Origin of the sequence: Achromobacter seleniivolatilans (genome assembly GCF_030864005.1) — a bacterium.
Classification (GTDB): Bacteria; Pseudomonadota; Gammaproteobacteria; order Burkholderiales; family Burkholderiaceae_B; genus Achromobacter; species Achromobacter seleniivolatilans.
Window position 1 is genome coordinate 106,098 of the sequence record NZ_CP132977.1, and the last position, 25,258, is coordinate 131,355.

The 25,258-nt window shown below is 58.2% G+C and carries 23 protein-coding genes; 9 read left to right on the forward strand and 14 right to left on the reverse strand.

Annotated features, from left to right (window positions below; all coding sequences use genetic code 11):
• Nucleotide 1: 1 nt before the first annotated feature.
• Genes RAS12_RS30600 through RAS12_RS30620 form a run of 5 tightly spaced genes read right to left on the reverse strand, consistent with a single transcriptional unit; the run spans nucleotide 2 to nucleotide 3,940 of the window.
• Entirely contained in the window at nucleotides 2–985 is a 984-nt protein-coding gene (locus RAS12_RS30600) for a thioredoxin domain-containing protein (protein WP_306951953.1), read from the reverse strand.
• A gap of 10 nt (nucleotides 986–995) precedes the next feature.
• On the reverse strand, nucleotides 996–2,522 hold the full coding sequence (locus RAS12_RS30605) for a secretion/conjugation apparatus DotM-related subunit (RefSeq protein WP_306951954.1): 1,527 nt from the start codon (nucleotides 2,520–2,522) through the stop codon (nucleotides 996–998).
• On the reverse strand, nucleotides 2,522–3,106 hold the full coding sequence (locus RAS12_RS30610) for a lytic transglycosylase domain-containing protein (RefSeq protein WP_306951955.1): 585 nt from the start codon (nucleotides 3,104–3,106) through the stop codon (nucleotides 2,522–2,524). Before RAS12_RS30610 ends, RAS12_RS30605 begins: the two co-directional genes overlap by 1 nt.
• An 11-nt stretch (nucleotides 3,107–3,117) precedes the next feature.
• Nucleotides 3,118–3,699, reverse strand: coding sequence for a hypothetical protein (locus RAS12_RS30615; protein ID WP_306951956.1), 582 nt, complete (start codon nucleotides 3,697–3,699; stop codon nucleotides 3,118–3,120).
• Nucleotides 3,686–3,940 carry a hypothetical protein gene (locus RAS12_RS30620; protein ID WP_306951958.1) on the reverse strand — a complete coding sequence of 85 codons (255 nt, stop codon included), beginning with the start codon at nucleotides 3,938–3,940 and terminating at the stop codon, nucleotides 3,686–3,688. Before RAS12_RS30620 ends, RAS12_RS30615 begins: the two co-directional genes overlap by 14 nt.
• Before the next feature lie 248 nt (nucleotides 3,941–4,188).
• On the opposite strand from RAS12_RS30620, the gene RAS12_RS30625 reads away from it, so the two are divergent.
• Both RAS12_RS30625 and RAS12_RS30630 read left to right on the forward strand, forming a co-directional pair.
• Nucleotides 4,189–5,985 carry a DNA primase gene (locus RAS12_RS30625; protein WP_306951959.1) on the forward strand — a complete coding sequence of 599 codons (1,797 nt, stop codon included), beginning with the start codon at nucleotides 4,189–4,191 and terminating at the stop codon, nucleotides 5,983–5,985.
• Between the two features lie 31 nt (nucleotides 5,986–6,016).
• Nucleotides 6,017–6,448: an H-NS family nucleoid-associated regulatory protein gene (locus RAS12_RS30630; RefSeq protein WP_306951960.1), complete on the forward strand. Its 432-nt coding sequence runs from the start codon at nucleotides 6,017–6,019 to the stop codon at nucleotides 6,446–6,448.
• Here the strand turns inward: RAS12_RS30630 and RAS12_RS30635 are convergent, their stop codons facing one another.
• The 5 genes from RAS12_RS30635 to RAS12_RS30655 form a co-directional block, all read right to left on the reverse strand.
• Nucleotides 6,449–7,825 carry a hypothetical protein gene (locus tag RAS12_RS30635; protein WP_306951962.1) on the reverse strand — a complete coding sequence of 459 codons (1,377 nt, stop codon included), beginning with the start codon at nucleotides 7,823–7,825 and terminating at the stop codon, nucleotides 6,449–6,451. It lies immediately after the preceding gene.
• Nucleotides 7,826–8,271: 446 nt separating this feature from the next.
• Nucleotides 8,272–9,009, reverse strand: a complete 738-nt coding sequence (locus RAS12_RS30640; RefSeq protein ID WP_306951964.1) for a hypothetical protein — start codon at nucleotides 9,007–9,009, stop codon at nucleotides 8,272–8,274.
• 2 nt (nucleotides 9,010–9,011) lie between these two features.
• Nucleotides 9,012–10,433, reverse strand: a complete 1,422-nt coding sequence (locus tag RAS12_RS30645; RefSeq protein ID WP_306951965.1) for a hypothetical protein — start codon at nucleotides 10,431–10,433, stop codon at nucleotides 9,012–9,014.
• On the reverse strand, nucleotides 10,433–10,789 hold the full coding sequence (locus tag RAS12_RS30650; RefSeq protein ID WP_306951967.1) for a hypothetical protein: 357 nt from the start codon (nucleotides 10,787–10,789) through the stop codon (nucleotides 10,433–10,435). The genes RAS12_RS30645 and RAS12_RS30650 overlap by 1 nt, the downstream gene beginning before the upstream one ends.
• 45 nt (nucleotides 10,790–10,834) lie before the next feature.
• Nucleotides 10,835–11,458 carry a hypothetical protein gene (locus RAS12_RS30655; RefSeq protein ID WP_306951969.1) on the reverse strand — a complete coding sequence of 208 codons (624 nt, stop codon included), beginning with the start codon at nucleotides 11,456–11,458 and terminating at the stop codon, nucleotides 10,835–10,837.
• Between the two features lie 726 nt (nucleotides 11,459–12,184).
• Between RAS12_RS30655 and RAS12_RS30660 the strand changes: the two genes are divergently transcribed.
• The 6 genes from RAS12_RS30660 (at nucleotide 12,185) to RAS12_RS30685 (ending at nucleotide 20,875) form a co-directional block, all read left to right on the forward strand.
• Nucleotides 12,185–13,912, forward strand: a complete 1,728-nt coding sequence (locus RAS12_RS30660; protein WP_306951971.1) for a hypothetical protein — start codon at nucleotides 12,185–12,187, stop codon at nucleotides 13,910–13,912.
• 809 nt (nucleotides 13,913–14,721) lie between these two features.
• Nucleotides 14,722–15,453, forward strand: a complete 732-nt coding sequence (locus RAS12_RS30665) for an AAA family ATPase (RefSeq protein ID WP_306951973.1) — start codon at nucleotides 14,722–14,724, stop codon at nucleotides 15,451–15,453.
• Nucleotides 15,453–16,592 (forward strand): ParB/RepB/Spo0J family partition protein, encoded by a 1,140-nt coding sequence (locus RAS12_RS30670; protein ID WP_306951975.1) that lies wholly within the window; start codon nucleotides 15,453–15,455, stop codon nucleotides 16,590–16,592. The genes RAS12_RS30665 and RAS12_RS30670 overlap by 1 nt, the downstream gene beginning before the upstream one ends.
• A gap of 989 nt (nucleotides 16,593–17,581) precedes the next feature.
• On the forward strand, nucleotides 17,582–19,006 hold the full coding sequence (locus tag RAS12_RS30675) for a replication initiation protein (protein WP_306951977.1): 1,425 nt from the start codon (nucleotides 17,582–17,584) through the stop codon (nucleotides 19,004–19,006).
• A gap of 136 nt (nucleotides 19,007–19,142) precedes the next feature.
• Nucleotides 19,143–20,423 carry a hypothetical protein gene (locus RAS12_RS30680; protein WP_306951979.1) on the forward strand — a complete coding sequence of 427 codons (1,281 nt, stop codon included), beginning with the start codon at nucleotides 19,143–19,145 and terminating at the stop codon, nucleotides 20,421–20,423.
• A gap of 14 nt (nucleotides 20,424–20,437) precedes the next feature.
• Entirely contained in the window at nucleotides 20,438–20,875 is a 438-nt protein-coding gene (locus RAS12_RS30685; RefSeq protein ID WP_306951981.1) for a hypothetical protein, read from the forward strand.
• Between the two features lie 953 nt (nucleotides 20,876–21,828).
• Here the strand turns inward: RAS12_RS30685 and RAS12_RS30690 are convergent.
• From RAS12_RS30690 to RAS12_RS30695, 3 genes are all read right to left on the reverse strand, one after another.
• Nucleotides 21,829–22,122, reverse strand: a complete 294-nt coding sequence (locus RAS12_RS30690) for a hypothetical protein (RefSeq protein ID WP_306952088.1) — start codon at nucleotides 22,120–22,122, stop codon at nucleotides 21,829–21,831.
• A 73-nt stretch (nucleotides 22,123–22,195) separates the two neighbouring features.
• The gene (locus RAS12_RS31125) at nucleotides 22,196–22,399 is read right to left on the reverse strand and encodes a CrpP-related protein (RefSeq protein ID WP_371321327.1); all 204 of its coding nucleotides are present in this window, start codon (nucleotides 22,397–22,399) and stop codon (nucleotides 22,196–22,198) included.
• Between the two features lie 100 nt (nucleotides 22,400–22,499).
• Nucleotides 22,500–23,165: an SOS response-associated peptidase gene (locus RAS12_RS30695; protein WP_306951982.1), complete on the reverse strand. Its 666-nt coding sequence runs from the start codon at nucleotides 23,163–23,165 to the stop codon at nucleotides 22,500–22,502.
• 164 nt (nucleotides 23,166–23,329) lie between these two features.
• On the opposite strand from RAS12_RS30695, the gene RAS12_RS30700 reads away from it, so the two are divergent.
• The gene (locus tag RAS12_RS30700; RefSeq protein ID WP_306951983.1) at nucleotides 23,330–23,587 is read left to right on the forward strand and encodes a hypothetical protein; all 258 of its coding nucleotides are present in this window, start codon (nucleotides 23,330–23,332) and stop codon (nucleotides 23,585–23,587) included.
• 865 nt (nucleotides 23,588–24,452) lie between these two features.
• Here the strand turns inward: RAS12_RS30700 and RAS12_RS30705 are convergent.
• Entirely contained in the window at nucleotides 24,453–25,253 is an 801-nt protein-coding gene (locus RAS12_RS30705; protein ID WP_306951984.1) for a hypothetical protein, read from the reverse strand.
• Between the last annotated feature and the right edge of the window lie 5 nt (nucleotides 25,254–25,258).

Below are 25,258 nucleotides of genomic sequence, written 5' to 3' on the forward strand. Positions count from 1 at the left end.
GTCACTCTGCTTCAGGAAATTGCAACCAGGTGCGCAGTTCGGTCGTTTCGTTGATAGGTCCGCTGAGCCTGCCACCTGCCGAAACCAGCGTAGGAGTTTTCTTGAACCCCAACTTCGAGAAGAGCGTCAGGGTTAGAAAAGCCTTCTTCTTGCTTGCAGGCGACGCCGGGTACTGGGAAACAACCTCGCGCGCGCGAGTTTCGTCGAAGGCGGGGTCCATGAAGGATTGCCACAGTCTGCCCGCGGCGTGTCCGTTCCGGTCGACTGCTTCGAAATAGCTTGCGATCAGCTCCGCGGAGAGTTGACCGCGCACCCCGACGGGAATGATCACGGGACGCTGGGCTACAGGCAATGCGTCGATTGCTGGCTGCATTGCGTGGCAATAGGGGCACAGCGGGTCAGCGAACACGAACCACGATTCAGTTGAAGCCGGTGTTCCCAACGGAATACCGACCGCGGCGCCGATCGTCTGGATTGTCTTCAGCTCATCGGCGTTCAGCTGGGGCTCGCCCGCAGGTGCGCTCTCGTTCAGAGTCATCAGCGCGGATGCGGACGTCTGCTCCGGCTGATATGTGCTGCTAGCAATTGCACGCTCACCCGCAATGAGTGTCGGCGGTCGATTCGAGGGCGTGATCAGCGCGAAGGCGAGGATGCCGGCGACAAAGGCGCCGGCAGTCCGCCACCATGACGCGGGGGTAGCGGCGCGGTTGATGAAATTCCGACGTACCCAGGCCTGCGCAAAGCGATCGGCACGCCGCACCGAACGATAGGATCTGCCGATCTGCGTCCTTTCGGTCTGTGCATCGCGGGGCGCTACATAAAAGCGATACTCCTCACCTTCTTGTACCACCTCCGCGCAAATCTTCGAGAAGCCTTCTTGGCTCCGAATTTCGGCTCGATAGGGAGAAGTTTTGAGTTGCTCATGAACAAGATAGCCCGGCCATTGAGAGACGGACAATGTCCAGGCGGTTTGGGGTGCGGTCATAACTATGTTCCTACGATTTAGCGGCGCCTGGAGCGGCACCAGGCTCACCAGCTTCAGCCAGTGCTTCGCGAATTTTCTGATCCTCCGACGCCTGCATTATTCGAAGCTGCTCTGCAGCGAAGTGATCGAAGTCGCTGTCTTCGGTAATTGCTTCAGGCGGTGGAACGAGCGGCACGACCTCTGGCTCAAGCGTCTGGCGGGCCATCGTCCAAACATCCTTAGACTTCCACATCTGATCCTGATGATCGTCGTCCACGCCGTTGACCCATGCGTCGAACTCTTCTTTGAACCCTCTAACCACCTCGGCGACGAAGATGATTGGCATCTTGGTTCCAACTTCGCCCCGCTCTCGGTCCTTGTCGTGCACCTCGCACAAAGGCAGGAAGCCTTCTTCGAGACTGAGCCTTTCGAACGGGTGCTGGCCCATAACCGCCACGGCGGATTCAGCGTGGGGGGTATGTCTGCCGTGAGTGTCCAGAACAAAGAAGAGGATGCGATCCATAGGCCGGAGCCACACATAACGCCATGATCCAATCTTTGATGAACGACCGGCGAGCTGCTGAAGCTCAAAGAGGAAGGTGTATTCCCAATGGTGCATTTGAAGCAACTGCTTCACCGAAGTGTGGTCCCGGTATCTGTCGAACATTTCTTGCACGATGGGCAAATCTAAACGCGCCATGCCCTCGCGTGTGCCATATGCTGACCAGTTCAAAGCCCGGACAACCTGTTCGGCCTCTGCACGTCCCTCGGCGCCGTTGAATGCACCGGGAGCTAACAAGGCAAACATGGCCTTGCCGACGCTGCTCAAACGATCGACGAACGCACGATCCGCGTTCCTTGCGTCCACCGCCAAATCGACGATCTGTCGGCCAAGATACTTGCTATGACGAATGCGCTCGACCTTACCGCCAGGTCCAGGCACTTCGATGAATGTGTAGCTGGCCAAGTATTGACTAAAGCGTTCTTCGTTGAGACGCCTGCCCGGCTCAATCGCCGGTACACCATTAACCTTCGCCCGCTGAAGGACTTCCATCGGAGATACCTGTCGGCGCCACCGTTTAAGCTTGTCCTGGACCAGCTGCTTCTGAATGCACGCGATAGGCGCGATATCAGTTGTGAAGTGCATAAGCTCCCGCACAAGGAGTTCAGGCGACATCTTGCGTTGGAGATTCTGCGACCTGGTGCGTCGCAGGAACAACCTCGCGCCGATGAGCAGCACCCATCCCGTCAACACGACAGACAGAGGACGTAGCGCGGTGTGCGCATAGCTAATCCAGTCAATGAAGCCAATTCGCGTTGGGAAGCGCCGCGCCAGCCGATACATGGCCTCGAGGTCAAAGGCGACCTGCTGCGTGTAGTCGAAAGGCAACCAGCCCCACGGCCTTCCCAACAAGTGGAACCATGGCGCCGTGTAGAACACGATGCGATTGCTGGCTACGAGCCATAGTGTGGAGCCGAGGACAAGGGCGATGCCACAAAGGGCCACAATCCAGAAAGCAATCGAATCCTGTTCCTTCTCACCTCTTCCCCGTGCCATTACTCGAAGCGCCCCGTGGCGACCATGCGCTGATATGCCGCCCACACCTTGCGCACGTAGACCTTCTGAATCTCACGGATTCGGGTGTCTGCGGTCGGCACAGGCAACGCGCCACCGTGGTGATAGACGGCGACGCTGCACCAGACAGCGTCCGAATCGCGAAAGCCGCCTTTTATGCATCGATTCATTTCACTTCGCAGTGCGTAGGCGGCAGACATGATTCCTTGGCACATGTTGTTCCGCAGCGTGTCCAGCGGAATCCCGTACTTCTCGACCATGTACTTTGCCCAAGAGTTGGTGTTGAGCTGCCCGACGCCTATGTCGCGCGTGTCATTCCGATTCACACCTACGACGCCTGCTTTACCGCCGGATTCCACCTTGAAGATCGCCAGGAGAATGTCGGAGCGAAGCTGATAGCGCCCCGTGGCTTCCTTCAGGCAATCGGCGGGCATCCGCGCAGGCAGCGCTATTCGCGCGGTTGCCCCCTTTGCTTCTTGAGCTACGACCGGGGTCGAGATCGCTGCTAAGCCACCTACCGTCAGGCACAGTGCGATAAGCGTAGAGGAGGTGAGTTGTTTGATCATCTCGAGAACGCTCAGGAGGAAAACAGAAATGCCCAACGGTCGCGATGCGCAAAGAACTCGCGAGCCGAGAGCAGCCGGCGTTCGTCAATTTGCGCCTGGTAGATTGCGTGATGGACAAAGAGGCTTAGCCCCAGCGCGGTGATGGAGAGGCCAATAATGATCACGGCCACCGGGACGTACGCCAAGTAGCGGAGAGTGACGACACCGAAGACGCTCACCGAAAGGAAGATGATCGAAAGCAAGAGCGCGACGAACTTGGCGCGCACGATTGCCCGACGCTGCTGGCGAAGTTGGGGTTCGGTCCACCCGTTGGCCCGGTACAGGCTCTCAAAGGCGGAGGCCGAATCGGGCGCATCGATGAAGTTGGAGTCAGATTCAAGATCAGGCTTCATGGCCATAGTGCGCCCAAGCGTGCGGAGCGTCCCACGCAAGCGCTTCATGGACTTTCCCGCCTCCCGATAGGGACGCGACACTATTTTCGCCGTTCCAATAACCCCTCGCATGGCGAGTCCGCGGCGTCGCTTGGTTGGCGCCGCAGCCTTCGCTTGCACAAATTCAGTTTCTTCAGTCGAGACTGGCTTATTGGTCGTCATAACGTTCCGTTTCAAGGGCGGTGGCCAGGCGTGCGAGGGTGGATGGCTTGAGCAGGTCCGAATAGACGCGGGCTTGGGCTAGAAGCTGCTGCCAAGCGCCCGACAGCGCCAAGGCGGGGAGCAGCCGCGGGCGCCGGTGCTCCACAGCCTGCAAGATCTGAAGGATCGCGCGTCCACTGAGCTTCGGCAGAAGCCGGCTGTCGACCTTCTTCAGGTATGCGGCAACGCGTACATCGGACATCGAATCCTTAGACGCAAACCACATAACAAATCGCTCGACTGCTCTCGCTTCGATGCCCGCTCGCCCGAGAGGGGGCGGGGTACTGAAGAGGATCTTTGCCAGTTGAGTGTCAAAGATGGCACTTCCCGCGGGGGGCGCCTGAGTGGGATGTTGCCGCCCTGCACTTGCTATTGTCATCATTCGCCGCCTCCCGCAATGTATTTCAGTATGTTTGATTATACTAATTCATTCTTTCGGAGGCGGAAAAAGTGGCAATTATCAGGAACGAGGGCGGTGCCCGGGCTCCACGGATTCCTGACGACGTCGTCGATCAGGTTAAATTGCGCGCCGACGAGAACATCGTCGATGTGATCGGTGAGGCTGTCGCTCTTCGAAAAGCAGGCAACAGCTACGTGGGACTTTGCCCGTTCCACTCTGAGAAGTCGCCATCGTTCAACGTAGTCCCAGGAAAGGGCTTCTTTTTTTGCCATGGCTGCGGGGCGAAAGGTCGCGCGGTCGAGTTTCAGCAGCAGTACTTCGGTATGCCCTTTCCCGACGTGATCCGTGAGTTCGCGGGCAGATTCGGCATTCGGATACCAGCAGACGGCAGCGCATCGCGAGTCCCCCCCCAATCGCCAACTGGTCTCCGCCGGCCGCCGGCGCCTGTCGACCAGGATGTTCGCCCTTCCGTTTCGAGTGAAAGACGCGATTCCCTTTCGGCCGTTTTGGGCGAGGCGCTCGAGTTCTTTCGTGGCCCAGCAAATCACGACCGTCCGATGTCCGCATCTTTGCGGACTTGGGCCGAAACGCGGTGCCTAACGGATGAATCTCTCGCACGCTTCGAAATTGGCATCACCTCACGGGGATGGCAAGGGCTACGTGAAGCCTTCGGGAGCCGATATGACACCGACCAAAGGCTCCTGGATGCCGACCTCGTCCGCGAAACGGACGATAAGACTCGGCGATATGACACTTTTCGAGATCGCGTCATGTTCCCGGTCCGGGATGTCGACGGTACTCTCGTGGGATTCGGCGGGCGTCGCCTTCAAGATGACGAAAAAAACGAGCGCACACCTAAGTACTTGAACACCGGCACCACTGACATCTTTCACAAAGGGCACCTGCTGTATGGACTGAATCTCGCAACGCAATCCATTGAAGACCGGGGCTATGCACTGGTTGTGGAAGGCTACATGGACGTTGTTGTGCTCGCCCAGTGGGGATTCCCGAATACGGTGGCCAGCTTAGGAACCGCATTCCGCGGCAGCCACTTGAACCTGCTGCGTGGCTACACATCCGAGGTTGTGTATTTATTTGACGGTGATGCCGCTGGCGAAAGGGCAATGTGGCGCGCTGTCAAGGAATCGCTCCCGTACGCCGATCGAGTCAACTTTCGGTTCATCACGCTAGACGGCCAAGATCCGGACGAATGGGTGCGTTCGGTCGGCCCGGATGCTGTGCATGACGCAATTGTCCATGCTGAGACCCTTGCCCCATACTTCTTGCGTCGAGTTCGTGAAATGCTCGCTCAGGATGGTGCCAAGGCGACAGAGTCCACCGCGCCGGACACCGGGCAGCAGCGCCCCGGCAGCTTCGGACATCAAGATCGCACACAGGAGTTCAAGGGGCTGGTATCCCTCATCCCGCAGCGGTCCCACCTACGCCAATTCTTGGATCGAGAGGTCGATCGCATTCTCGCACCGGCACCGGAGTCCAAGCGTACGAATGCTGTCGAGCAGAGCCAATTGGCAGAGTTGCCGGCGGAAAAGCGGCTCGCCATTGCAGCCATGCTCCAACCCAACTTAGCTCTGCAAGTCCGGCCCGCCCTCCTCGCCCTACTGCCCAATGGCCACCCGGCCTGCGGTCGGATCATTGATCTGTACGACAGAGGGATAGAGCAAGGCCGTGCCCATGGCCAGCCTGCACGGCCTCCTGCTGACCTGGCATGGGCGCGTGTTACGCTTACACACACACCCGAACTGTTAACCGAGTTGCTCGCGCCCACGGAAAGTCCGCATCAGGTCGATCAGACCAGAACTCGGGATCGCTCGGCACCCAGCCAGTGAAGCCAAAGCGCGAGCTTATGACGAGCCCCGAATGGCCACAAAGACACGCCCCCTTTCTCTCGAAAAAGTCGACAAAGAACTTGCTCAGCTGAACGCCCAGCGCGCAAAGCTGATCCAGACCCAGCAGGATGCGATCCTGCATCAAATTCGCATGTACGTCGCGAAGGCGCTGGAATGTGGGATCTCGCCAAAGCAGTTGGCAGAGGAAGTCGGGGCTATCACCCGAAAGAAAAGCCAAGCGGCCGACGGAAAGCCCCGACGCGGGCGTCGCCCGCTTGGAATCACCAAAGGGATGCGGCAATCCTTGTCGAAGCGCCCCGTTCCGATGAAATATGTGTCGCCTGAAGGTCAGGAATGGAGCGGCTTGGGGCGTGCGCCTGCTTGGATTGCCCCGTATGAGAAGGAAGATCGCAAGCAGTTTCTCATAGCGAGCCCGCCTTCCACGACAGCCGCCGATAGCTGATCAACCACGCTCTCGTGCGTAGTCCCGAGCCGATTCGGCCGGCTCCGCCTCGTCACCGCTGTGGGCGGCGCCGGCATCGAGCAGCGCAAACTGAGCCATCGCTTCATCACGCGACATTGCCCCAGAACTGCTTTCATTGACCGCAGACGGGGTGATTATCGGCAAGGTTTCTGGCTCGACGCTGGGGCTCGCCGCGGCGCCTTCATCCGCGGTGACCACCGTATCGCGCTCCGGGGTCGCCACCGCGGCGGTGGGCGCCGACGAAATGCCTTGCGGAGGATCATCGGCGGCATGTCCGTGGGGATGGTCCGCCTCAGCCTCGCCTGTCGGCGCCGCACGGTCAGCTTCCGACGCAATGTCGCCGTCCCGACGATCAGCATCATCAACGTGCTTGAGCGGGGCCTCGTCTCCACGGTCTGACTCACCCATACGGTGCACCTCCGCCGCAATCTCGTCTTCGTCGGGCGCCGATCCCATGCGTTCCAGCGCAAGGGATTTCCGCCAATCTTTGCCGAGGAGATCGGTCAACGAACTGTCCATTTCGTTCAGGAGCTGCTCCTGCAGGGGCGTGTCTGCGGCGCAGCGGTATACCTCGCGCGCAGCCTCGGCCATTGCCGCGCGAAGCTGATTCAACTCATCTAGATGCGGCTGATGGCGCCCAGTGATGTCCTTGACCTCATCCGCGAACACCGCGGAGATGTCTCTTGGTTGGATCACGCCATTCTGCAATAGAAGGGCTGCCGCCGTATGGCCACCAAAGACCGTGCACTGGCCCTGATGTCGTGCCAACCTCAAGTTCAAAGCGCCGCCATATGCGGCCAGACTGTCCTGCACCACGCGGGCTCTGCTCCGCAGGGAGTCTACAAACGCCGCCATGAAGACAGCAGTCTGTAGGTTGGAGTTTGAGCCGACACCGTCCATACGATGGCGGACCTGAGGATCCTCGGCCAGGCGAACCATTGCGGCCGCCACAACATCCGCTGTAGTCGCGTCGGAAGGAGTCTCAGACGCGTCTTCCGAATCACTCTTCGCCGGCATGACGCTGGTCTTCATGCCATGACCTGTCTTACCGGCCGCCTCCGCCTGCAACTTGCTGGCTTCCTGGTCTGCGGCCCTAGGTTGTGCGTGCACAGGCGCTTGGACCTGCGCCGAAGGCCCGGCGCCCGATGCTTCGGTCGACCGGAATCGGATACCGCCTGTCGGCTCCTGTCCGTGTTGCCGGTCGCCTTCAGCGTCCTCCGAATCCTTCGATCTGTCGTGTAAGCCAAGTCGTTCGAACAACATGCGCAGGATGCGCATCAGCGCCTGCATCAGCCGCATGATCACATTAGGATGCACCGCGCCAAGTTGAGGCGTAGCCGCAATCGTGTTTTCCACCTGGCGTGCAACTTTTTCAGCCTGTCTAGCCGCCCAAAACTCGGCTAGGCGCCGGCCGCTCATGCCGTCAACGGGTCGCCTGATCCGATCTCCAAGCGGCGGCTGCCTACGCTCGGACGATGTGGCGGCCTGGCGCGGCGGGGGCGGAGCACTCCGTTCACCCGACGGTACCTGGTGCGCCTGTTGGCCCGGGTAGTGATCAGGTTCAGGTGAGGTCCCTCCAGGCAACGCCCAGCCGCCATCGGGTGGCGGATTCTGTTGAGCACGGTTCGGAGGCACGGTCGTGCGTGTGCCTGCCCTGCCTTGTGAGGGTGGCTGCGCAGGCTGCGGCGATTCGCGCCCCACCGGCCCTTCATCCCTGACGATATCCGCTTCGTCAGGCATGTCATGATCAAACTCTGACTTCAACAACATCATTGGCTCCGTTTTTTTTGCCAGACGAAGGTCTAGGCGTTCCGTGTAATTGCGTTCTGCAGTTGCGCAACAAGCCTGCGCGCCTCATCAAGCGCTGCAGGCTCGACCAAGCTCAGAATCTTCTCTGTAAGGACTCGCTGCTCGGCGATGTTCTGCTCCGACCGAATGACCGACTGCGTTGCATTTCTGTCGACGCGATCGAACGCGGGTTCGGGCCTACCTTGCGCCCTGGCAATCGGCTTTCCGGATGGCGGAGGCAGGAGCTTTTGCTTCGGATCTCCAAAGCGGCAGGATGTCTCGTCGAGGCGGTTCTCCAACACTCCCTGCATTTCCGCTCGCCACGTATGGAGGCAGAGCGAAAATGCATTTGGAATCGGATAGAGAACGCGGCCTCGTGGAGCCGTGAGAGGAAATTTCCCGAGGAGCCAAGCTTCCGCAGTGCTGCCGTCGCGAAAGGGGCCATAGAACACGTAGGGGGCGAACCGGTCGCCCGAAGGCATCGCGATGATTGCTAACGTCCGTCCAAGAATTGCCTGCTCGTCACCGACCCACTGCACCTCTGCGATCGAGTGGCGCGTGGGGTCGAACAAGTCCTCTTCGGCCGCTAAGCTACGTACCTGTCCTACGGATGAGCCTGGCACCGCTACAAGCATGCTTTGAAGCACAAGATCGAAGGGGCTCGGCAGTGGGGTGCCTTCTTCCAAGACTGCCCTTCCCTTCTGAATCAGGTAGAGCCGCATGAAGAACGGACTCTGAACAGGGACGTGCATGGCTATCCCCCGCGCGAACCGTTGGCCGGCGTCGCGTATCTACCCCGTTGCCGTTCGCGCTCCACAATCGCATCGGCCAACTGCGCATACTCGGAGTACATCAGATCGAAGTCGATCCGCAGTCCGGCAGCCCTTGAAAATTCATGAAGCGTTGCAACCTCTGCCAAATTTCGCTGGGCTGCTTGGCGTGCGATTCCAGAGTCCGGATTAAGTGTCGCAGTCACCGTCGAATGGTCCTTCGGAAGGGGCTCGCCCGTAAGAGGAGAAAGACTCACATGGAATCCCATCCGTTTCGCGGCTTCGGACACCGCACCAATAGACTTGACGTCCATCGATAACGCGCTAGGAGCCCGACTGGACGCAACCGGCGCGCGAAGTGTCGGTTCCTGCTTCTTCGGCGTGCCTCGTGCCTTGGACGCGCCCTCTAGCAGCCTATCCGCGCTGCGCCCAAGCCTAGCGATTTCTGATATCGACCTCCCTGCCAAATCCACACGGCGCTGGGCGCCTTGCACCTCGGTCACTCTCTCCATACCTCGAGCAGCACTCGCACTCGAAGAGGCCAAGCCCGTCACACCTCGCACCACGGCCCGGGTCTGAGGACCACCGGCAGCTTCCGCCACGCCCTGTGCGACCGAGCCAATCGCGGAGACCCAACCGCGGTAGTCACCTCGGATTTTCACCTGAAGACCCTGGTCCGCGAGACTACCGGCCAGATTCGCGTTGGCTTGGTACTCCCACTGCGCCTGAATGACATTGCTGTACACCCGCGCGCGGTACTCCAACACTACATCGCGATAGACGCCCCTAGGTTCCGCGTCACGAGCCGCAGTTTCGTCCCAGGCGGCCAATTGGCTGCGCCAGTCTTGCCCCTGCTGGCAGAAGGCGGCGATGGCCAGCTCGACACTTCTTCCAGAATCCGCAGCCCAAATGGAGAGCTCTGCGTAGTTCTGAGCCAGTTGGCGCAGTTCCCCGGCCATCTCGGCCGAAGTCGAACTCTGCCAGCCCATTGTGTAGCGGTAAGCGTTCAGCAGCAGGGTCGGATCAAGGGCCGCCAGTCCCGGCGAGCAGCGCGCAAGTTCCTGTATTAATTCCTTGCTCTGGCTCTGCATATCGCCATCAATAATGGTCTCTGCTGGTTCCGGGTGAAGAAGGCGCGCAAGGAAGGGATCCAACTTCACTTGGTTCCCGTTAATACTCACCTTGGGTGGTGCCAGCTCCGGTGCAGCATCCTGCGCTTCGTGGCCAGCCACCGATGCAACGGCTGCCGCAAGTCCCAGCACTGCCAGTCTTCTGCCCAACGCGTAAGGGTCTCGAACAACTGCCCCATTTCCTTCAACGCGAATTTCGTGACCGCCCTCAACGGCGCGCTGCAAGAATGCCCGGGTGCGGGAACCCATTCCGCTCACAATTTCTTCGATGGCCATCAGTTACCTCCCGCGGATTGCTGGGTCAACACACCTTCGCCGACGGGCGCATTTGCTTCCGGATCCAAGTAGACGACTAGGAGGCCTGCCCCCAAGTGCACGGCAATGCTCTCTTCGACCTCGACCGTCTTCTCGACACGACCGTCTTCGGCGATCCAATGCAAACAATGCCCGTCGAAGCCACCAGTCAGACGCGGCCCTCGGCCAGGTCGGTAAGCTACGGCGATGGCAACTTCGTCGCCGGCCCTCCATATCTGCACATCCAGCGGGCCTTCGCCCAAGACACTTCGCGCCGCGCGAAGGTCCGCAATTGCGCGTTCGAATTCAGGGGGAAGTCGACGCAATGATGAATCCATTTTTCGCCTCAAATAGCTCGGTTTGTATGCGGAAGGCCTCAGGTTTCAACCGGAGTGCGCTTCACGCGGGGCATGGTCGTTTGATAGACGATCAACCGTATCAACACGGAAAAATTCATGTGTGGCCAGGCGGTCGTGGTAGGTGGGAACGCCTTGCTCCCGCAACCGCTGGAGGTGTGCGGGATAGAGTTCGTTGAAACGCTCTACGAAGAGCTCGTACGACTCCTTGGGTGTCCAGAACTCAAACGAGGGCTCACTTCCGAAAATGGCCCCCTCTTCCAAGCTCTGCAACGCTGTGTCAACCACCTTCACTTCAGGAGAGTGGTGATCAAGCGGTAGGTCGAACCGTGTACGGATAGCGCGCGTTATCACGGCAGCAAAGGCCACATATTGAGGCAGGAGGTTTTTGATAGGAGAGGCAAGATCTCGAACGTAGGCTTCTTCCGCGTCATGAAGAAGTCCCTCAAACTGCAACTCGACAGGCAGCATGCGACTTGCCATCACGCAGTGCTGCGCGACGCTCAGAAACTGGTCGGGAGGCAGTTGACCGTTCCATCGACATTCCTTGGATAGGGCGAGCCCAATATCCACGATGTCAATATGCCGAGGATCTGGGTCCGCGAAGTCCAACGGGAATCGGCTTGTCGTTCTTGCGATCGCCTTCACCATGGTTGGTCTATCCAATGTGGATTGCGTAACGAGGAGACCTATCCGCGCGGCCGCTCTTGCGCGGGACGGACTGGGGTCTCGGTTGCTACGTGATCATTAAGGGCATGCTCTTGCAGCTGCTGCGCCAGTCGAATCGCGTCGACAAGGTGCTGTCGACCTCGCATAAATGGGCTCTCTGCTCGGATGAGCTCTGTCAACGGCGGACAAGATTCCGGGGCCGGCAGGTTGTCCAATGCGCCGCTGAGCGCCAATTCCTGGAACATTCGCGTTGTCGAGAACGGGCTGTCGACCAGAGGGGCCAGTTCCAAGCGGTCATGCAGCATGACCAGCTGTTCGGCTTGCTCGCGGGAAAACAGTACAGGGCTGGCGCCGGTACGCATCTATGTCGGTCCTCGTCCAGCAAGCGTGAGTGCAGACTTCGTGCGCCACCTGCAGATCATCACCACTGTCGAGAACCTGACTCTGTTTTGGCTGAGTCCGTTCCCGCCTGATCGTGTCGGTGCGCTAGCCAAGTACGGCACTTCCCCTTGCGTCATGTTCGCCGTTCCCGCCCCACCCATACGGCTCACAGGGGAGAAAGAACGAGCCTTAACGTTAAATATCAGTATGAATTGCAATTATAGTTCATCCTGAAAGCATGTTTGTAGTGCCGAGGTCCATAAACGGCGAAGGAGCTTTGCAGAAGTTCGCCCCGGCCAAGCGTCAACCCCTCTGGAGCAACAGGGAATGTCAGCCCCCCACTATCGATACCTAAATGAGAACGTCGACCCGCGGTTAGCTAGTCTATTGGCCGAAAAGGTCCGCGAGCTGCAAGCGCGCGCCCCGGCGAGCCAGTGGATTAATACGATCCGCGGCCTCACCCAGAAAGGCGTCAAACAACGCGAGATCGAAGAAGCCGGTGTTGTGGAGTGGCTGGAGGCACAGGGCAACCATCCTGTCACGCGGGAGAGCATTCTGTCCCAACTGTCCTTGCGCCCGACCATCAAGGAAATCGACCTCGCGGCCCCTCGATACGCACGCTTTGTCGTTCCTGGTCACGACAAATACACCGAGACCCTCTATTGTTTGAATTCCCCGCGGAACAACGTGGAAGATCGGCTGGAAGAAATCCGCTTCGAACTAGAAGACCTGGATTTCAATCCAGGGCGTCTGCTTCAGGAGCCCCAGCTAGTGTTCCAACTGGACGAAGAACGTCGCAAGCTGATGGCGAGCCGCGATACCGTGCCGGACTTCGACCGTCATCACTACACCAACGTTATCGATCCAACGACCGGCTCTAAGGTCAAGAACCTTTTCGCGCATACCCGTACCTCTCGCCGCGGTGACCTCTTTTTCATCGACGAGATTCAATCCGACTGGGCGCAAACTCGCCGGCGACAATCGTCGGTTCCCGACGGGCCGTTCATCAATCACACTGAGACCTGGGCAGGCTTGATCCTACGTCGCCTCATGCAGCGCGCCGCAGAAGATCCCCGGATCACAGGTCTTGCCTGGATCAATGCCGGATTGCGAAATGGTGGCGTAACTGGGGCGCCGGAGGATGGACTCAACGAGTTCTACCTTCGAATGCTCCCATCGCTCGCCAACAAGGCTCTGAAAGGGACTGGCGTCACAGTAAAGCCCATGGAAGTCACCTTGAATGGTGACGTAACGCACGCCCTCCCCTATGTGCCCATGACTGATGATGTGCGCACCAAGCTCCTATCCGCGCAGCCCCTATACAGCATGGACCTGCTACCGCGGTCCGCGATCGCAGTAGGCCAAGACATGGCTCTCGTTGATATGGTTCGCGAGGCCAGGGAGATGCTGGGAAACACTGTATCGGTACGCCTGGTGAATAAGATCATCCGGACAGCAAACGGGGAGGAGGAGGAAGCAGCCGCACGGCAGCTGGCTCATCTCATCGAGGTGTCTGTACGCTCGCGAAGCGCCGCTAGGGCTCTCAACCACGAAGCATTTCACTACGCAGAAAATGCGCTGATGTCTGAGTATGAGGTACAGAGTCTACGCGCTGCCTTTGTAGACGGCAGCTCGTTGAACGACCGTCTCCGGCGCGCGATGGTGGCGGCCCAGATGTCGCCCGACGCAATCGCTCAATGTTCGAATCCGGACGAGGCTGCCGCGCATGCATTCTCCCTGTGGCGGGAGAAGCGCTTCCACTTTGATGAGCGTGCCGGAGAATCGGCCGGCAACACCGGCCTTGACCGCACAGTTGGGCGCATCTTCCGAAAGGTCGAAGGAGCATTCCAAGCCTTAGGCCGATGGGCTCGACGTATTGTGGGAGAACGGGCGAACGAACAGGACGCCCGAGTCAGTGAACGTCTGTTCGAGGCGCTGCGCGATGGCACGTTGCAGCGCCGACGAGACGTGCAGAATTTCCCCATGCAGTATGCAGTAGCGCATCCTCCCGCGCGCGCCCGTGTTGATGTGCCCATACGAGGGCATCAGGGATAGAACTAGGGACACAACAGCACCCGGCGCCGCATGCGGCGCTTTTTTTTATTCCAACTCGTCAATAAACACCTTTGAATGTCATTCATTGACGGCGCTAATACAGCATCGATGGTATCGAATGACATTCACAGTCAGCGACTGGATTTTGAGGGAGAGGAGGAGTCAGAGGGATCTTTCACCGGTGAAAGATCGAAGCCTCGATGCCAGATAACTTTCTGCAGCCAGCATCCTGTTGTGCAGTTCGATCGACAGCTCAGGCCCATCTTTCACCGGTGAAAGTTATTGCCAGGACCAAAAATCAGTTCCGCTGCGTTCCAACCATCTAGCCTCGGTCTTTCACCGGTGAAAGACCAAGGCGCCCGTTGTGGTTGAGTACCGCGAATCTTTCATCCGAAGTCCCTGCGAGTTAGATAACCGGTTGCTCGCTCGGATCTTTCACCGGTGAAAGATCATCGACGGCTCGTTAGGCGTCAAGGAATGGGGGCCAACTTTCACCGGTGAAAGTTGGCGGCCGCCATGTTTCGCGATTAATAAATGACACGTAACTCTCGAACTGCAGGCGATTCATCTTTCACCGGTGAAAGATGGACTAGGGTGAGCCGTGGTGCGAGACCAACGGTTAGATCTGATTCGTAACGAAATCAGCAGTGTTTCGTAAAATTTCATGAGATTTTCTTGAACCCGAGGCGAGGCCTCAATATCATCCGTATATACGATTTATCTCATGTGGCGAGAGTGGCAGTTTCCTTTGCTCCCAGCCACTCACCCGCCCATGTCCACTAGGGCATCTTTCACCGGTGAAAGTCCATATGGCTACGAAACAACAGACGCAAACCCCGCCATCTGAAACGCGAATTATCGCGATCTACAACCAGAAAGGAGGGTGTGGGAAGACGACGTCGGCCATGGAGTTGGGCGGCACGATAGCCCTCCGCGGTTACAAGACCCTGATTGCCGACCTCGATCCGCAACAGACCGCCACCACTTGGAATGGTCAAGCTAGTGACGAGCAACCGTTCCCAGCCCGCGTGACCAACTTGCACGCAATGGGTCCCCGATTTACGAATGAAATTCAGAAGAATGTCGGAGATTTCGACGTGATTATTCTGGATTGCCCGCCTGCAATTGCATCTCCCATTCCCTGGGCAGCACTGCAGATTGCAGATTTGGGGATCATTCCCATCATCCCTGTCCTAGACAATGTGTGGGCATCAAAAGAAGCTAAGGAAATCGGCCTCCGGGCGCAACGCGAGTTCAACCCATCTCTGCAGCTACGGTATCTGCCGTCATTGGTGAGCCGTGGCAGGTTGTTCGACCACTGCATGAAGGTCATTTCAGATGACCCTGATATTTCGAAATTTAAGACCTCAATCTCGCGACGGAACGCATTCCCGGAGTCGCAAGCCTATGGCGCCACTGTTCATGCTCTGGCCTCGAAATCATTGGCTATCACCGAGATTGAAAACCTGGCCACCGAAGTCCTTGAACTTCTTGGCTTGCCGCAGCGTGCTGGCCAGGCTGCTACACGGAGGAAAAAGTAATGAGCCGTCGTCGAGATTTGGGCGCAGTTGTTCTAAAGGCTGCTGAAGCAAAAACTCCCACGCCTGTGGTTCCGGAACCGGAAACTCGTCCGTCTGTGCACGATCGCTTTCGCCGGGCAGAGGAGACGCTAAACCATGTGCCAACGGGGTATTCACCCGAAGCGGTCACCGCCTCGAGTTCCAGCGTTGCTGGCGAAGGCGTGTCCGCTGTTCCGCCATCTTCCAATTCGGATAGTTCGTCTGAAACCATCGCGTTAATGCTGACGAACAAGTATGGCTCGCCGCGACTCGTTCGTGTACCAACGTCGGAACTTGTCAGCAACCCGTATGGCGCGCGGAAGCTCTACACGCCGCAGGCGGTGGAGGAAATGTCCAGTTGGCTGCGCGAAGACGGTCAGTTGGCCTACTTGATCGGCACGGAGCGTGATGGTCGCTTTGTGGTGATCGATGGCGAAACACGCAAGCTCGGTGCGCCCGGTGCGGGCCTGACCACGATGGGGATGCAAGTCTTCGAGAATGTGAGCGACGAAGACCTCTACCTCTTGTCGTTCAAATCGAATGATCGGCGGAACGGGCAGACAGCGCTCGACAATGCGCTGGCATGGCGCCAGTTGTTGGATGCCAAGATTTTTGACAGCGAAGCTAGCCTGGCCGCGAAGTTGTCCCAAGCTGGGCAGGCAAAGGGCTATAACGCCTCTCAAATCAACAAGACCCTGGCCATCCTGGAACTTGACGAGCCTTGCCTCGCAGTCGTTCGTCAGCACCCCTCCGTGTTCAAGGTATCAGTGCTTTATGAGCTGGTGCAATTGCAGAAAGTGGCTCCGAGTCGCGTCGTCATGGAGCAGGTCGAGAAGGTATTGAGTGAACAGACCAGCCGGCAAGCGATCATTAATCTCCGTGAACGATACAACGCGAGCGGCGCAGCACCTAAAAAGCCACGGCACAACTCACGTCAGTACCCGCTGGAGGTAGGGCAGGGGGATCATGCCCGGTCCGTTGGCTTCATCAAGGAATGGGACGCCGGGCGCGTGCAACTGGATATCACCCTGCCGAACAAAGCGAATGCGGGCGTACTTGTGGCAGAGCTTCGTAAGCGTCTTGCAGAGCTTTTGGAAGGCGGGGTCGGTGAAGGAGCATAGGTTTGAGGCTTTAGGTGAGGTCTTCCAGGGACCGTGAGCTCCGGGGTCGCCTTTGCTCCAGGCTGGCGGCCATGGGCTTGCGGATCCATCCTATGGATACGGGGTTTGGGGTACGGTTTACGACCAGAGTACGCGCCAGGTCCCGTTGAGAGAAATTAAATATAAAACCCTAGTTAAAACCCTTAAAACAGTTAAGCAATGAATTTCTTGAATTAAATCAATTGCTTATCTGGCTTTAGGTGAGGCGTTACAGGGACAAAGGTGAGTACTTACAGGGTCTTTGGTGAGCAATGTCGGGGAGGTCTGGGCTTGGTCAGTGAGACATTGCGGGAAGCATGGTGAGTGGATACGGGAGTGTTCGCGCTATAGGTGAGGCAACGCAGGAACCTGAAAGGTGAGACGTTTCGGGGAATGACTTCCGGCAGCGCTGGATGGCAAAGGTGAGCTTCCACAGGGAGTCAATGTCATTCACGGGCAATTAATGTAAGTCATTGATATATAGAGGATTTTCCAATTCCCAACGCGAAAACAGGTGCTGTGATGGACATGGGTCCTTCCCTGAGGGTGACGCAAAGGTGAGTCATTACGGGAAGAGCTGCACGGGCACATACGCGCTTACGGTGAGACTCGACGGGGACCGTTATGCACATGGATGGCCGCTAGAGAGTTGATTTAGAAGAAAAAAGGCCGACAAGCCACTTCTTGATTTTCACCCTTGCCGCCCAAAGGTGAGGTGCTACGGGAAGGCGTCCTAGCTTACAGGGGACCCACCTCGCGGCCTTATTCAAAGGTGAGGGGAAGCAGGGACCGCACCATAGGTGAGTAAATCCGGGGACCGCGCTCTTCCAAAGGTGAGTCGTTACGGGAAAGGCCCCCATACGCCTGTCGAACCGCCTAACGAAAGGTGAAGCCTACAGTTGCAATGAGCTCACCTTTCTACGACACTATGCGGCAATTCCCCCATTTTTTTGAGCCAGGCTGCAGACCTCATGGCTTCTTCGAACAGCCGGGCGCGACGTGCCCCGAAGGCCCCGAAAGGCGGCGACCCGTCGCCGGTCGTGCAAGGGCAGATCGTGGTCTTCGAAGGCGAAGACGACGATAGGACACTGAAAAAGTCGAATGACACGATCGCTGTGCGCGTGGAGCGCGGCGGTCTGTCCTCCCTTGGGCGCAAGGTGTTCAACGTGCTGATCTATCATGCCCAGCAGTTGGGCGAGCCAGGGACGACGGGACCGACAGAAGTACGGAATCACTCCAAGTACTTCTGGATCCCCCTTCGGGACGTCGTGGCGGACACGCGATACAACAGCAATGACACTGACTTGCTGAAGCAGCAGATCGACGAACTGCAAGATGTACGCGTCAAGATTGAAGGTCAGAAGCAATACACGTCTGAGCGCCTTCTGTCGTCCGCGACGCTGTACAACCCCAACGGGTTGAACGCTCGTGGGGGCATTGTCTGGCTTGGATATGCATTCCCACCCGAGATCTCCTCCGAGATGTTGCGGCCGATGCAGTACACGAAGCTCTCGCTTTATTACTTGACCAGCTTGCGTACCAACGGTGGCATGGCTCTGTACGAGATCTGCCGCCGTTATTTGACTAATCCAAGCAAACTTACGAGTCGGCAGTCTGTCCAGTGGTGGTATCAAGTCCTGACGGGAAATCCTGCGTCCGCTGAGGTGCCCGAATACAAGTACTTTAAGCGCGACACGTTGCTGAAGGCTATTCGCGAAGTAAATGACGTCACTGACCTGATCGTTGAGCTGATCGAGTTCAAGGAGGGCAGGAGAGTTGCTGAACTGCAATTCTCTGTCGATAGGAAGGCTCAGGAGCCGTTGCAGTTGTCAGCCCCGGCGGTTGACTCCGCAGCCCACTTGGCGCGTCTGATGTCTCTTGGGATCACTCAGGCCGATGCTCTGGGATACATTGGAGATACAGACGAAGGCAAGCTGATTGCGACCCTGGAGCTCGTCGAGAAACGGATTGGGAACAAGCAGCTCGCGCCGGTGGGATCTCCGGCGGCTTACTTCCATCAAGCATTGCGTGGCTCGTACGCGCCGCCGCAGGACGTTGCCAAGGTGACACATCGGGATCGCGGCCGGACAGCGCCCCCAGAAGTAAATCTTCAAGAGTTGAAGCTTCGATTCCTGACTGCGCGTTCGCAAGAGGCAATCGGGTATGTTGGGGAAATCGACGCTGATCAACGTAACGAACTCCTCGAACGATTCAAGGAAAGTCGAGCGTTCCAATCCCTTCATCCTTCCGCAAAGAAGACCTTGGAGCCGGGGCGCGATCCGTCTCCGATGGTCAAAACTTCCTTTGGAATGTGGGTGGCGCACGAGCTTTGGGGTGAACCCGCTGAACAGGATCTGTACGCCTTCGGGTTGAGAGAAATGACGGGAGCCGCGTGAGCGGGCTTGGGCATTTTGGTCAGCTAGGTCCAAAGGTGAGCAGTTACAGGAACTCCGGGAGAGAGGTCGAATTTCAATTTGGCCAGGCTGCAAAGCGCTCGCAGGGGGGGGACATAGCCGGTAGGACGGTTTGGGAATGACGCTGATCGCAGACATCCACCGCGTGCTCGTTGACCACTGCACCCTTGTGGAAGACGAGAAGCAGTCTCGCGCGCTGCGGCAGCGTTACATCAGTCATGTCCAATCGGTGCTCGCGGACAGTCAATTGGGCCGCCGCACTCCTGCCGAGGTCTGGGCGCTTGGTTGGGACAAGCCCTTTTTTTCTAACGTACGGGCCGCGGTGGCGGAGCCAGCAGTGATTCTCGCCCGCCAATCTGGTCTGTTCGACAATGCGCGTGCGATCGCATCTCCAGAGTTTCTGGAAGACGGCGAGCTAGGCTCCCTGGCGCTGGACGGAATCAAGCGTGGCCAGCTCATTGGCGTGTGCAAGGCTGCACCTCGACTCCGCCGCGTTCAGTCCTATGCGCGTGCCGTTCCACAAATCACTGAAGCCGTTAACCTCTTCTACGAGGTCTGGGGATCTGGCTCCCATGGTGCTGAAGAGTTGCAGGCTCTTGCTGTGAGCGTCGCTGAGGACATTAGCGCTGGAGGGGGGGCCATTGGCAAAGTAGAGGGCTTCGGGTTCACTACCGCTTGCCACCTCTTGGCCGATCTCGGTCTTCCGGTGTTCAAACCCGACATATGGGTATGCCGTGTCGTTTCGGCTCTGCCAAGGGTGCGGGCAGAGATCCAGCGCGCCTGGAAGCTAGGAACTCGCCCGGTACCGTTTGACTTTCTTGAGAAGAAGATGGTCGGCCCTCGGGCTCCCGCAGCATACCGTCGTATTGTGCAGCCCGTATTGAATGCACTAGTTAGCGACGTGCAGCACTTGGAGATTGATGGCCTTCACCTGGCGCCGGCATTTCTTCGCGCGCGCTTCGTCGACTGGACGCTGGTGCATTTCGCCATATCGGCCAATGCAGAAATATCCGGCCTGGTGCGCCGGCCAGTAGATTTGCTGTGCGGCGCTGGTGAGGCGGCCGCACGGCCGCATCTGCATGCGCTTGCGCGCTGGCTTCGAGATGGTCAAGCTGCACACGAAGCGGGGAAAAAGCTCATTAGCGCAAAAAAAAGGCGGCGAGATGCCCAAGAATTTCCCGTTGCTTATAGCGCCCCCGCCGACCACGTTCTCATAGAACGCAGGGCACAAGAAGCATGGGCCGCATGGGACGAGGCGTCGATCTCTAGTGCGTGGGAGTTCAATGTGCGCTTCCCTGATGACTTCGTACGGAATGATGACGCGACGAAATGGAGGTATATCCACGCAGCCCGGTCAGCGCGTAACGCAACATCTCAATCCAAGGAGCCGGCCGCGTGAGCGGTTGTCGAAGAATGAGTCCTGAACAGCGCGTCGCTATCGCCAATTTTTTCGAAGCAGTCCAACAGTTAGAGGTACTCAAGGTAATTCGATCATCGAGATTTCTAGGCGACCTCGGCGAATTCTTGTGTGCGGACTCGCTTGGTATCGCGCTTGTTGACGAGCTCCGCTTGCCCGGCCATGACGGCACACACGAAGGTAAGCGGGTCCAGGTGAAGTTCAACAACTCAGTCGCGGGGAACAATATCAATGTTGGAAATCCCGAGCATTACGACGAGCTAATTGTCGTGTTGGGCCCAAAAAGCAAGCTGCGAGAAGCAGATCACAAGCCAGATGAGTTTCGGTTCTATCGGTTTTCTAGTGAAGCCGTAAAACAGTGGCGTGGGCCCAGCCAAGGCTACTACTGCGCGAAGCTGACGATTCGGAACTGTGCGAACAAGGCCGTGTTGTAAGGGTGAGGAGGGTGTCAGCGACGATTGCACGCCCGTTGGATGGTGCCAATGCGCTTGCGTACGCGCCAAAGATTTTTGATTTTGGAGGCTCTGTGAGTGCTGGCGTTGCGTGGTGGGAGAAAACCGTTGAGTACATGTTTGTGCTCAAACATTTGGGCAGTGGCGTCGCTCTGCCGTTCGCAGGTGTGCCGGAGAAGAACTGGGGTGATCTTTTGCTGGGGGGGTTGGGTGGTCTATGCCTCATTGAGTTCAAACGCACACGTGCCGAAATACCTTCCGAGTTCAATAAATATCCGATGTTTCTCGTTCCGAAGCATCCGCAAGTTCGTGGGGGAGTCGCTCGGCGGCCTGACTTAGAGAACAAGGACTTCCGTGAAGCGTTCCAAGGCGCCTTCCAAGAATTGGTGACTGCACACTCCGAGATGCTTCCTGAAGAGCAGCTCGGGCAGATCCGTGACTTTGCTGAGAAGGGACATCAGTTCGTTTTCGGCCAAGCGGATCGTGCGGGCTTCGTTTTGCGCTGCACGCCATACGCCTCAATCGCAGAGGAAAAGGATGTGCCTCAGTGCCCGCCGAGGGAATGGGGAACGGATTGCAAGACCATAGCCTACTATCTCCATTTCCTCGCGCAATTGCGGGCGTCGCCTCAGGTAGAGAACGAAGGCCGACAGTCCGGTAGCAGTGCGATGGGCGTGGTGATGGGTGTAACGTCGACTGGGGTGGTGGTGATACCGGCGCGCGCCTTCCTTCACCTGGCGAGGACACACAAACTTGTACCGGCTGTAGGACCGGCGCCGGCGTCAAGCCCCGCCCCCGTCCCAATCGGACCATCCCTAGGCCCAACGGGGACAAGTGCGCCCAGATCCCGTCCTAGATCCTAGAAGCGTCCAGCAGAGGGGAGGGGGACGAGCCATCAATGGGATGTACGCAGCTGCGGTGGTAGCGCCAGCCATTTAGCGAGGTGCCATCCCCTTCCTTAGTTTGTCGGGCGGTTCCATCATTTCCTGGACATCTCGGTCGCGCTCGATCACGCATGGCTCATCCCGGAGTCCGTTCATGAAATCATCGTAGAGGCAGCCCGTGATGCCGGCTGGACGCTTGAAGTCGTCTGATAGCTGATGGGCGCGCAGCAGGACCGAACGCATCCGCTTGACCTCCCATAACAGGGCGATCACGTCGGGATTCCAGGGCTGACGCTCGCGGATTGCCCGGAGGTCGGCGTGGGTGAGGGGGGCTTTGAACGGCATGGTCGAAAACACTGTACAGATATCCAGTGTAATGGACAACAAAAAGGGCCGGAAGCCCCGGCCCAATTGCGTGTCAATGCTGCGTGTCGCTGGGAGTGCGTCTGGTTTCCTGGAACGCGCGCCAACCCGCTTCCCACGCCTCCACTTTCACCCGCCAAGCGTGCACTGGCACCTTGCTATGCGCAGGAAGCTGATCAAGACGAAAGAACGGGCATTCAAGCAGGCTATGCCCCTGCGAAGCAGCCTGCGCGCCCTGTTTGCGGATCTCATCGAGCATTTCAATGACTCCGGACCGAACGGTGAGCTGCCAGTGTCGCGCTCGGCATTTCCGACGTCAAAAACCTTTACGGCGCGAAACACTGTTTCCGAATTTGTCGCTATTTCTGCGGAGTGGCAATTAGCCTGTCGGCTGGGTAGGGCACGAGAAAGTCTCGGGTAGCGTCGGCCGGCGCCGTCAGCCAGTCGCCGTAGGCGCCCTCTGGCAGGATGACGACCATTCGCTTTTCCTTTCCGGCCTGGTGGTAGTCGCGGAACAGCGGATCATCGTCCGCATTGATGGTTAGCATTGTGTAGCTCTCTTGGAGGTGGCCGGCTGAGTCGCGCCAGCGATCCCAGAGGCCGGCAATGCCCATCGGCGCACCGTCTACGCGGGTAAAGCGAGTGGCCACTGCGGCGCCAGATCGCCAGTCGGGCTCGAAAATGGCGTCAGCCGGGATGATGCAGTGCTGCGCCCGGCGCCAGGCATTGCCGAAAGTGAAGGACTTGGGCGCCGTCTCGCTTCGCGCGTTGAAGGTTGACAGCTTGCCCGCCTTGTCCAGGCCGTCGGGCTTCGTCATTGCGCTGATCAGGCCCCAGCGCCCCACACTGGCTTCGCGCTCCGGCACTGCCTCGTCGCCCGTGTCATGCTCCACCGGCCGACGCACGAACACGCCCTGGTAGCGCGGCCACATGTCGTACTTGCCGAGTGGGGCCGGCTTCTCGCGCACGCCGAACTTCTTGAGCAGCAAGTCGGCGTCCTTCAAGGTCTGGTAATGGCTACACATCGCAAATAATTCCCTGAGAGGCGCCAAAAGGGGGGAAGAGGCAACGCAAGCGATGTCCAGTGCCCCCTTTGAGTAGGCCGACGTGATATTTTGCACTAGCTGCAGGCGCGACAGCGTCCGTAGACACGCACTGTTAATTGATGAACGCTTTCACCGGAGCATGTATGCAGAGGATTGTCGATGTCTGGTCGAGTTTCAGCGACCATTGTGTCGGGGCACATTTCTGGCTGATGGAACGCACCTCCGCGCTCGTCTACCTGGCAATCGTGTTGGCTCCACTTATGGCCTTAAGACTGTACACGTCAGCTTGGATTTGGGCGCCGGCATTTTTCGTGGTCCTCGCGCCGCTGATAGTTTTTTTCGCCTTTGTCATTTCCGCGGGTATGCGCGATGTGGCCTTGCGTAAGCGTTCTCGCATCTAAGTTGCCTAGCGTCGGCATGTAGCGCCTGGTGGGCCCTTCACTGCCAGGTCGGTGATGCGACAACGGGCGCGGCCTAATCAGCGCGGATTCGCCCGGGCCTCGGTGTACCTATGCCTTTTGCTTGGGAAGAACTACCGAAGGTGACCAGCGGCGCGCGATGGCCTATTGCCAACATTCACCATCGTCTGGACATGACTAGGGTGCCTTGGCAAGATGCGGCGGCGCAGGCGCCTGCACGGCCGATAGAAGCGCAGGACCATCGTTAAAAGTTTGACGTCTAGTGAGTGACGCCCGGGTCCAATAGAAAGCACGAAAGCGGGGAGCGGTCTGCCACATGCGGAATGGTGGAATTGCAGCGCGCCGAAGACGAGCCAAGCCCCGCCACGGTTTCTCTCTCTCTCTCTACGCCACGCCTGTGTGATGAAGAACTCTCACGAGCACGTGCAAAGCCGGGCTTTTTCGGGGCCCGCTGCGCGACACCGGCCAGCTACTGCTGCCCAAGCGCCGGGTCACGTGTATGGGAGAAACTGCCTGTAGTTGACCATGAGCACGCAATGACCGATCGCATCCCGTGAGAGCAGCCTGCGTGATGAAGAACTCTCACGGTCCCACGAACCACTAAGCGTTTCTCTGGGGGCGCCGGCCCGCGACTGGTGCCCAAGCGCCGGTCAAGTGTCTGGGAACTGCGTCAAGCAGGCCGGAGCACGCAATGGCCGATCGCGCCCAGTCAGGGTAATCCTGCGTGATGAAGAACTCTCATAATCGCGATTAAGTTTGACGGCAGCTTAGGTACCGCAACTGCGCCCAGCAGCCGAGCGTTCATGTGCCAAGGAGATCAGGCCGGCGGCAATAAGCCTCCGAGCGTTTAGGGCGGGAGGATCAGTGTCGCTCTTCTCTCGTCTGGAAAGTTGTCGTCGCACATCCAAATCTCGCCGAAGGTGCTTTGGGGGAGACTGTTCTGGACTTGCCCGACAAGCGTCGCCCAGTCTTCAGGGCTATAAACGGTGTTCAACGTGCACTGGATGACTAGCGTGAAGCCCGCCGGGTATCCCTTACCCGCCTTACTCACGATCTCCCCGCGAATGAAGTCTGCCATGTGCTCGATGAAGCTGCCGTTTGTGAAGACGAAGGGCTCGGAGAGCACCCTTCGGTTCGGATCACGTTTCGTGGCGGTGGTGCTCAGGTTATGCACGCTGAACAAAATGCCCTCTTTTTCCAGGCGTTCGCGCGCCAGGTGATCATCGGGATGTTGCGCCGTCGTAATTTCAAAAAATCCGTCTTTCGGCAAACCCCGCTGCTCGACAGACTCGCCGCGTTGCCGAAATTCTGCGTCATAGCATTGATTCCCGCTGTGCCAGCAAACGTCAATGTATCTTCTGAGGGAATAATTGCTTTTGAGGTAGTGCGCCAGTGGCAAAATTTCTGTGATCAGCTTCCTTTCAAAGGAGGTGGGACGGAGGCGCAATCGCGTCACGCCATCGGGCGCTTCCAATAAACGCTCAAACAGGCGGTACGCTTGGCGGCAAAACTCCAAGCCGTCGAGCCACACGCCATCGACTGCGGTGTACTTAAGGTCTTCCATGAGCGATGTGAGGTCAAGTGAACGTGAAGAATAATCGCCAACCGGCACGCCAGTGTACCGGCCATGTTCACTGACCTGCGACAAGCCGA

What these genes read in the sequence shown, in the direction of transcription:
- RAS12_RS30685 (WP_306951981.1), top strand. Translation starts at nt 20,438, where the DNA reads ATGAGTCCTGAACAGCGCGTCGCTATCGCCAATTTTTTCGAAGCAGTC.
- RAS12_RS30650 (WP_306951967.1), bottom strand. Translation starts at nt 10,789, where the DNA reads ATGGATTCATCATTGCGTCGACTTCCCCCTGAATTCGAACGCGCAATT.
- RAS12_RS30630 (WP_306951960.1), top strand. Translation starts at nt 6,017, where the DNA reads ATGGCCACAAAGACACGCCCCCTTTCTCTCGAAAAAGTCGACAAAGAA.
- RAS12_RS30655 (WP_306951969.1), bottom strand. Translation starts at nt 11,458, where the DNA reads ATGGTGAAGGCGATCGCAAGAACGACAAGCCGATTCCCGTTGGACTTC.
- RAS12_RS30600 (WP_306951953.1), bottom strand. Translation starts at nt 985, where the DNA reads ATGACCGCACCCCAAACCGCCTGGACATTGTCCGTCTCTCAATGGCCG.
- RAS12_RS30640 (WP_306951964.1), bottom strand. Translation starts at nt 9,009, where the DNA reads ATGCACGTCCCTGTTCAGAGTCCGTTCTTCATGCGGCTCTACCTGATT.
- RAS12_RS30610 (WP_306951955.1), bottom strand. Translation starts at nt 3,106, where the DNA reads ATGATCAAACAACTCACCTCCTCTACGCTTATCGCACTGTGCCTGACG.
- RAS12_RS30665 (WP_306951973.1), top strand. Translation starts at nt 14,722, where the DNA reads ATGGCTACGAAACAACAGACGCAAACCCCGCCATCTGAAACGCGAATT.
- RAS12_RS30690 (WP_306952088.1), bottom strand. Translation starts at nt 22,122, where the DNA reads ATGCCGTTCAAAGCCCCCCTCACCCACGCCGACCTCCGGGCAATCCGC.
- RAS12_RS30615 (WP_306951956.1), bottom strand. Translation starts at nt 3,699, where the DNA reads ATGACGACCAATAAGCCAGTCTCGACTGAAGAAACTGAATTTGTGCAA.
- RAS12_RS30670 (WP_306951975.1), top strand. Translation starts at nt 15,453, where the DNA reads ATGAGCCGTCGTCGAGATTTGGGCGCAGTTGTTCTAAAGGCTGCTGAA.
- RAS12_RS30695 (WP_306951982.1), bottom strand. Translation starts at nt 23,165, where the DNA reads ATGTGTAGCCATTACCAGACCTTGAAGGACGCCGACTTGCTGCTCAAG.
- RAS12_RS30660 (WP_306951971.1), top strand. Translation starts at nt 12,185, where the DNA reads ATGTCAGCCCCCCACTATCGATACCTAAATGAGAACGTCGACCCGCGG.
- RAS12_RS30605 (WP_306951954.1), bottom strand. Translation starts at nt 2,522, where the DNA reads ATGGCACGGGGAAGAGGTGAGAAGGAACAGGATTCGATTGCTTTCTGG.
- RAS12_RS30620 (WP_306951958.1), bottom strand. Translation starts at nt 3,940, where the DNA reads ATGTCCGATGTACGCGTTGCCGCATACCTGAAGAAGGTCGACAGCCGG.
- RAS12_RS30645 (WP_306951965.1), bottom strand. Translation starts at nt 10,433, where the DNA reads ATGGCCATCGAAGAAATTGTGAGCGGAATGGGTTCCCGCACCCGGGCA.
- RAS12_RS30700 (WP_306951983.1), top strand. Translation starts at nt 23,330, where the DNA reads ATGCAGAGGATTGTCGATGTCTGGTCGAGTTTCAGCGACCATTGTGTC.
- RAS12_RS30675 (WP_306951977.1), top strand. Translation starts at nt 17,582, where the DNA reads ATGGCTTCTTCGAACAGCCGGGCGCGACGTGCCCCGAAGGCCCCGAAA.
- RAS12_RS30680 (WP_306951979.1), top strand. Translation starts at nt 19,143, where the DNA reads ATGACGCTGATCGCAGACATCCACCGCGTGCTCGTTGACCACTGCACC.
- RAS12_RS31125 (WP_371321327.1), bottom strand. Translation starts at nt 22,399, where the DNA reads ATGCTCGATGAGATCCGCAAACAGGGCGCGCAGGCTGCTTCGCAGGGG.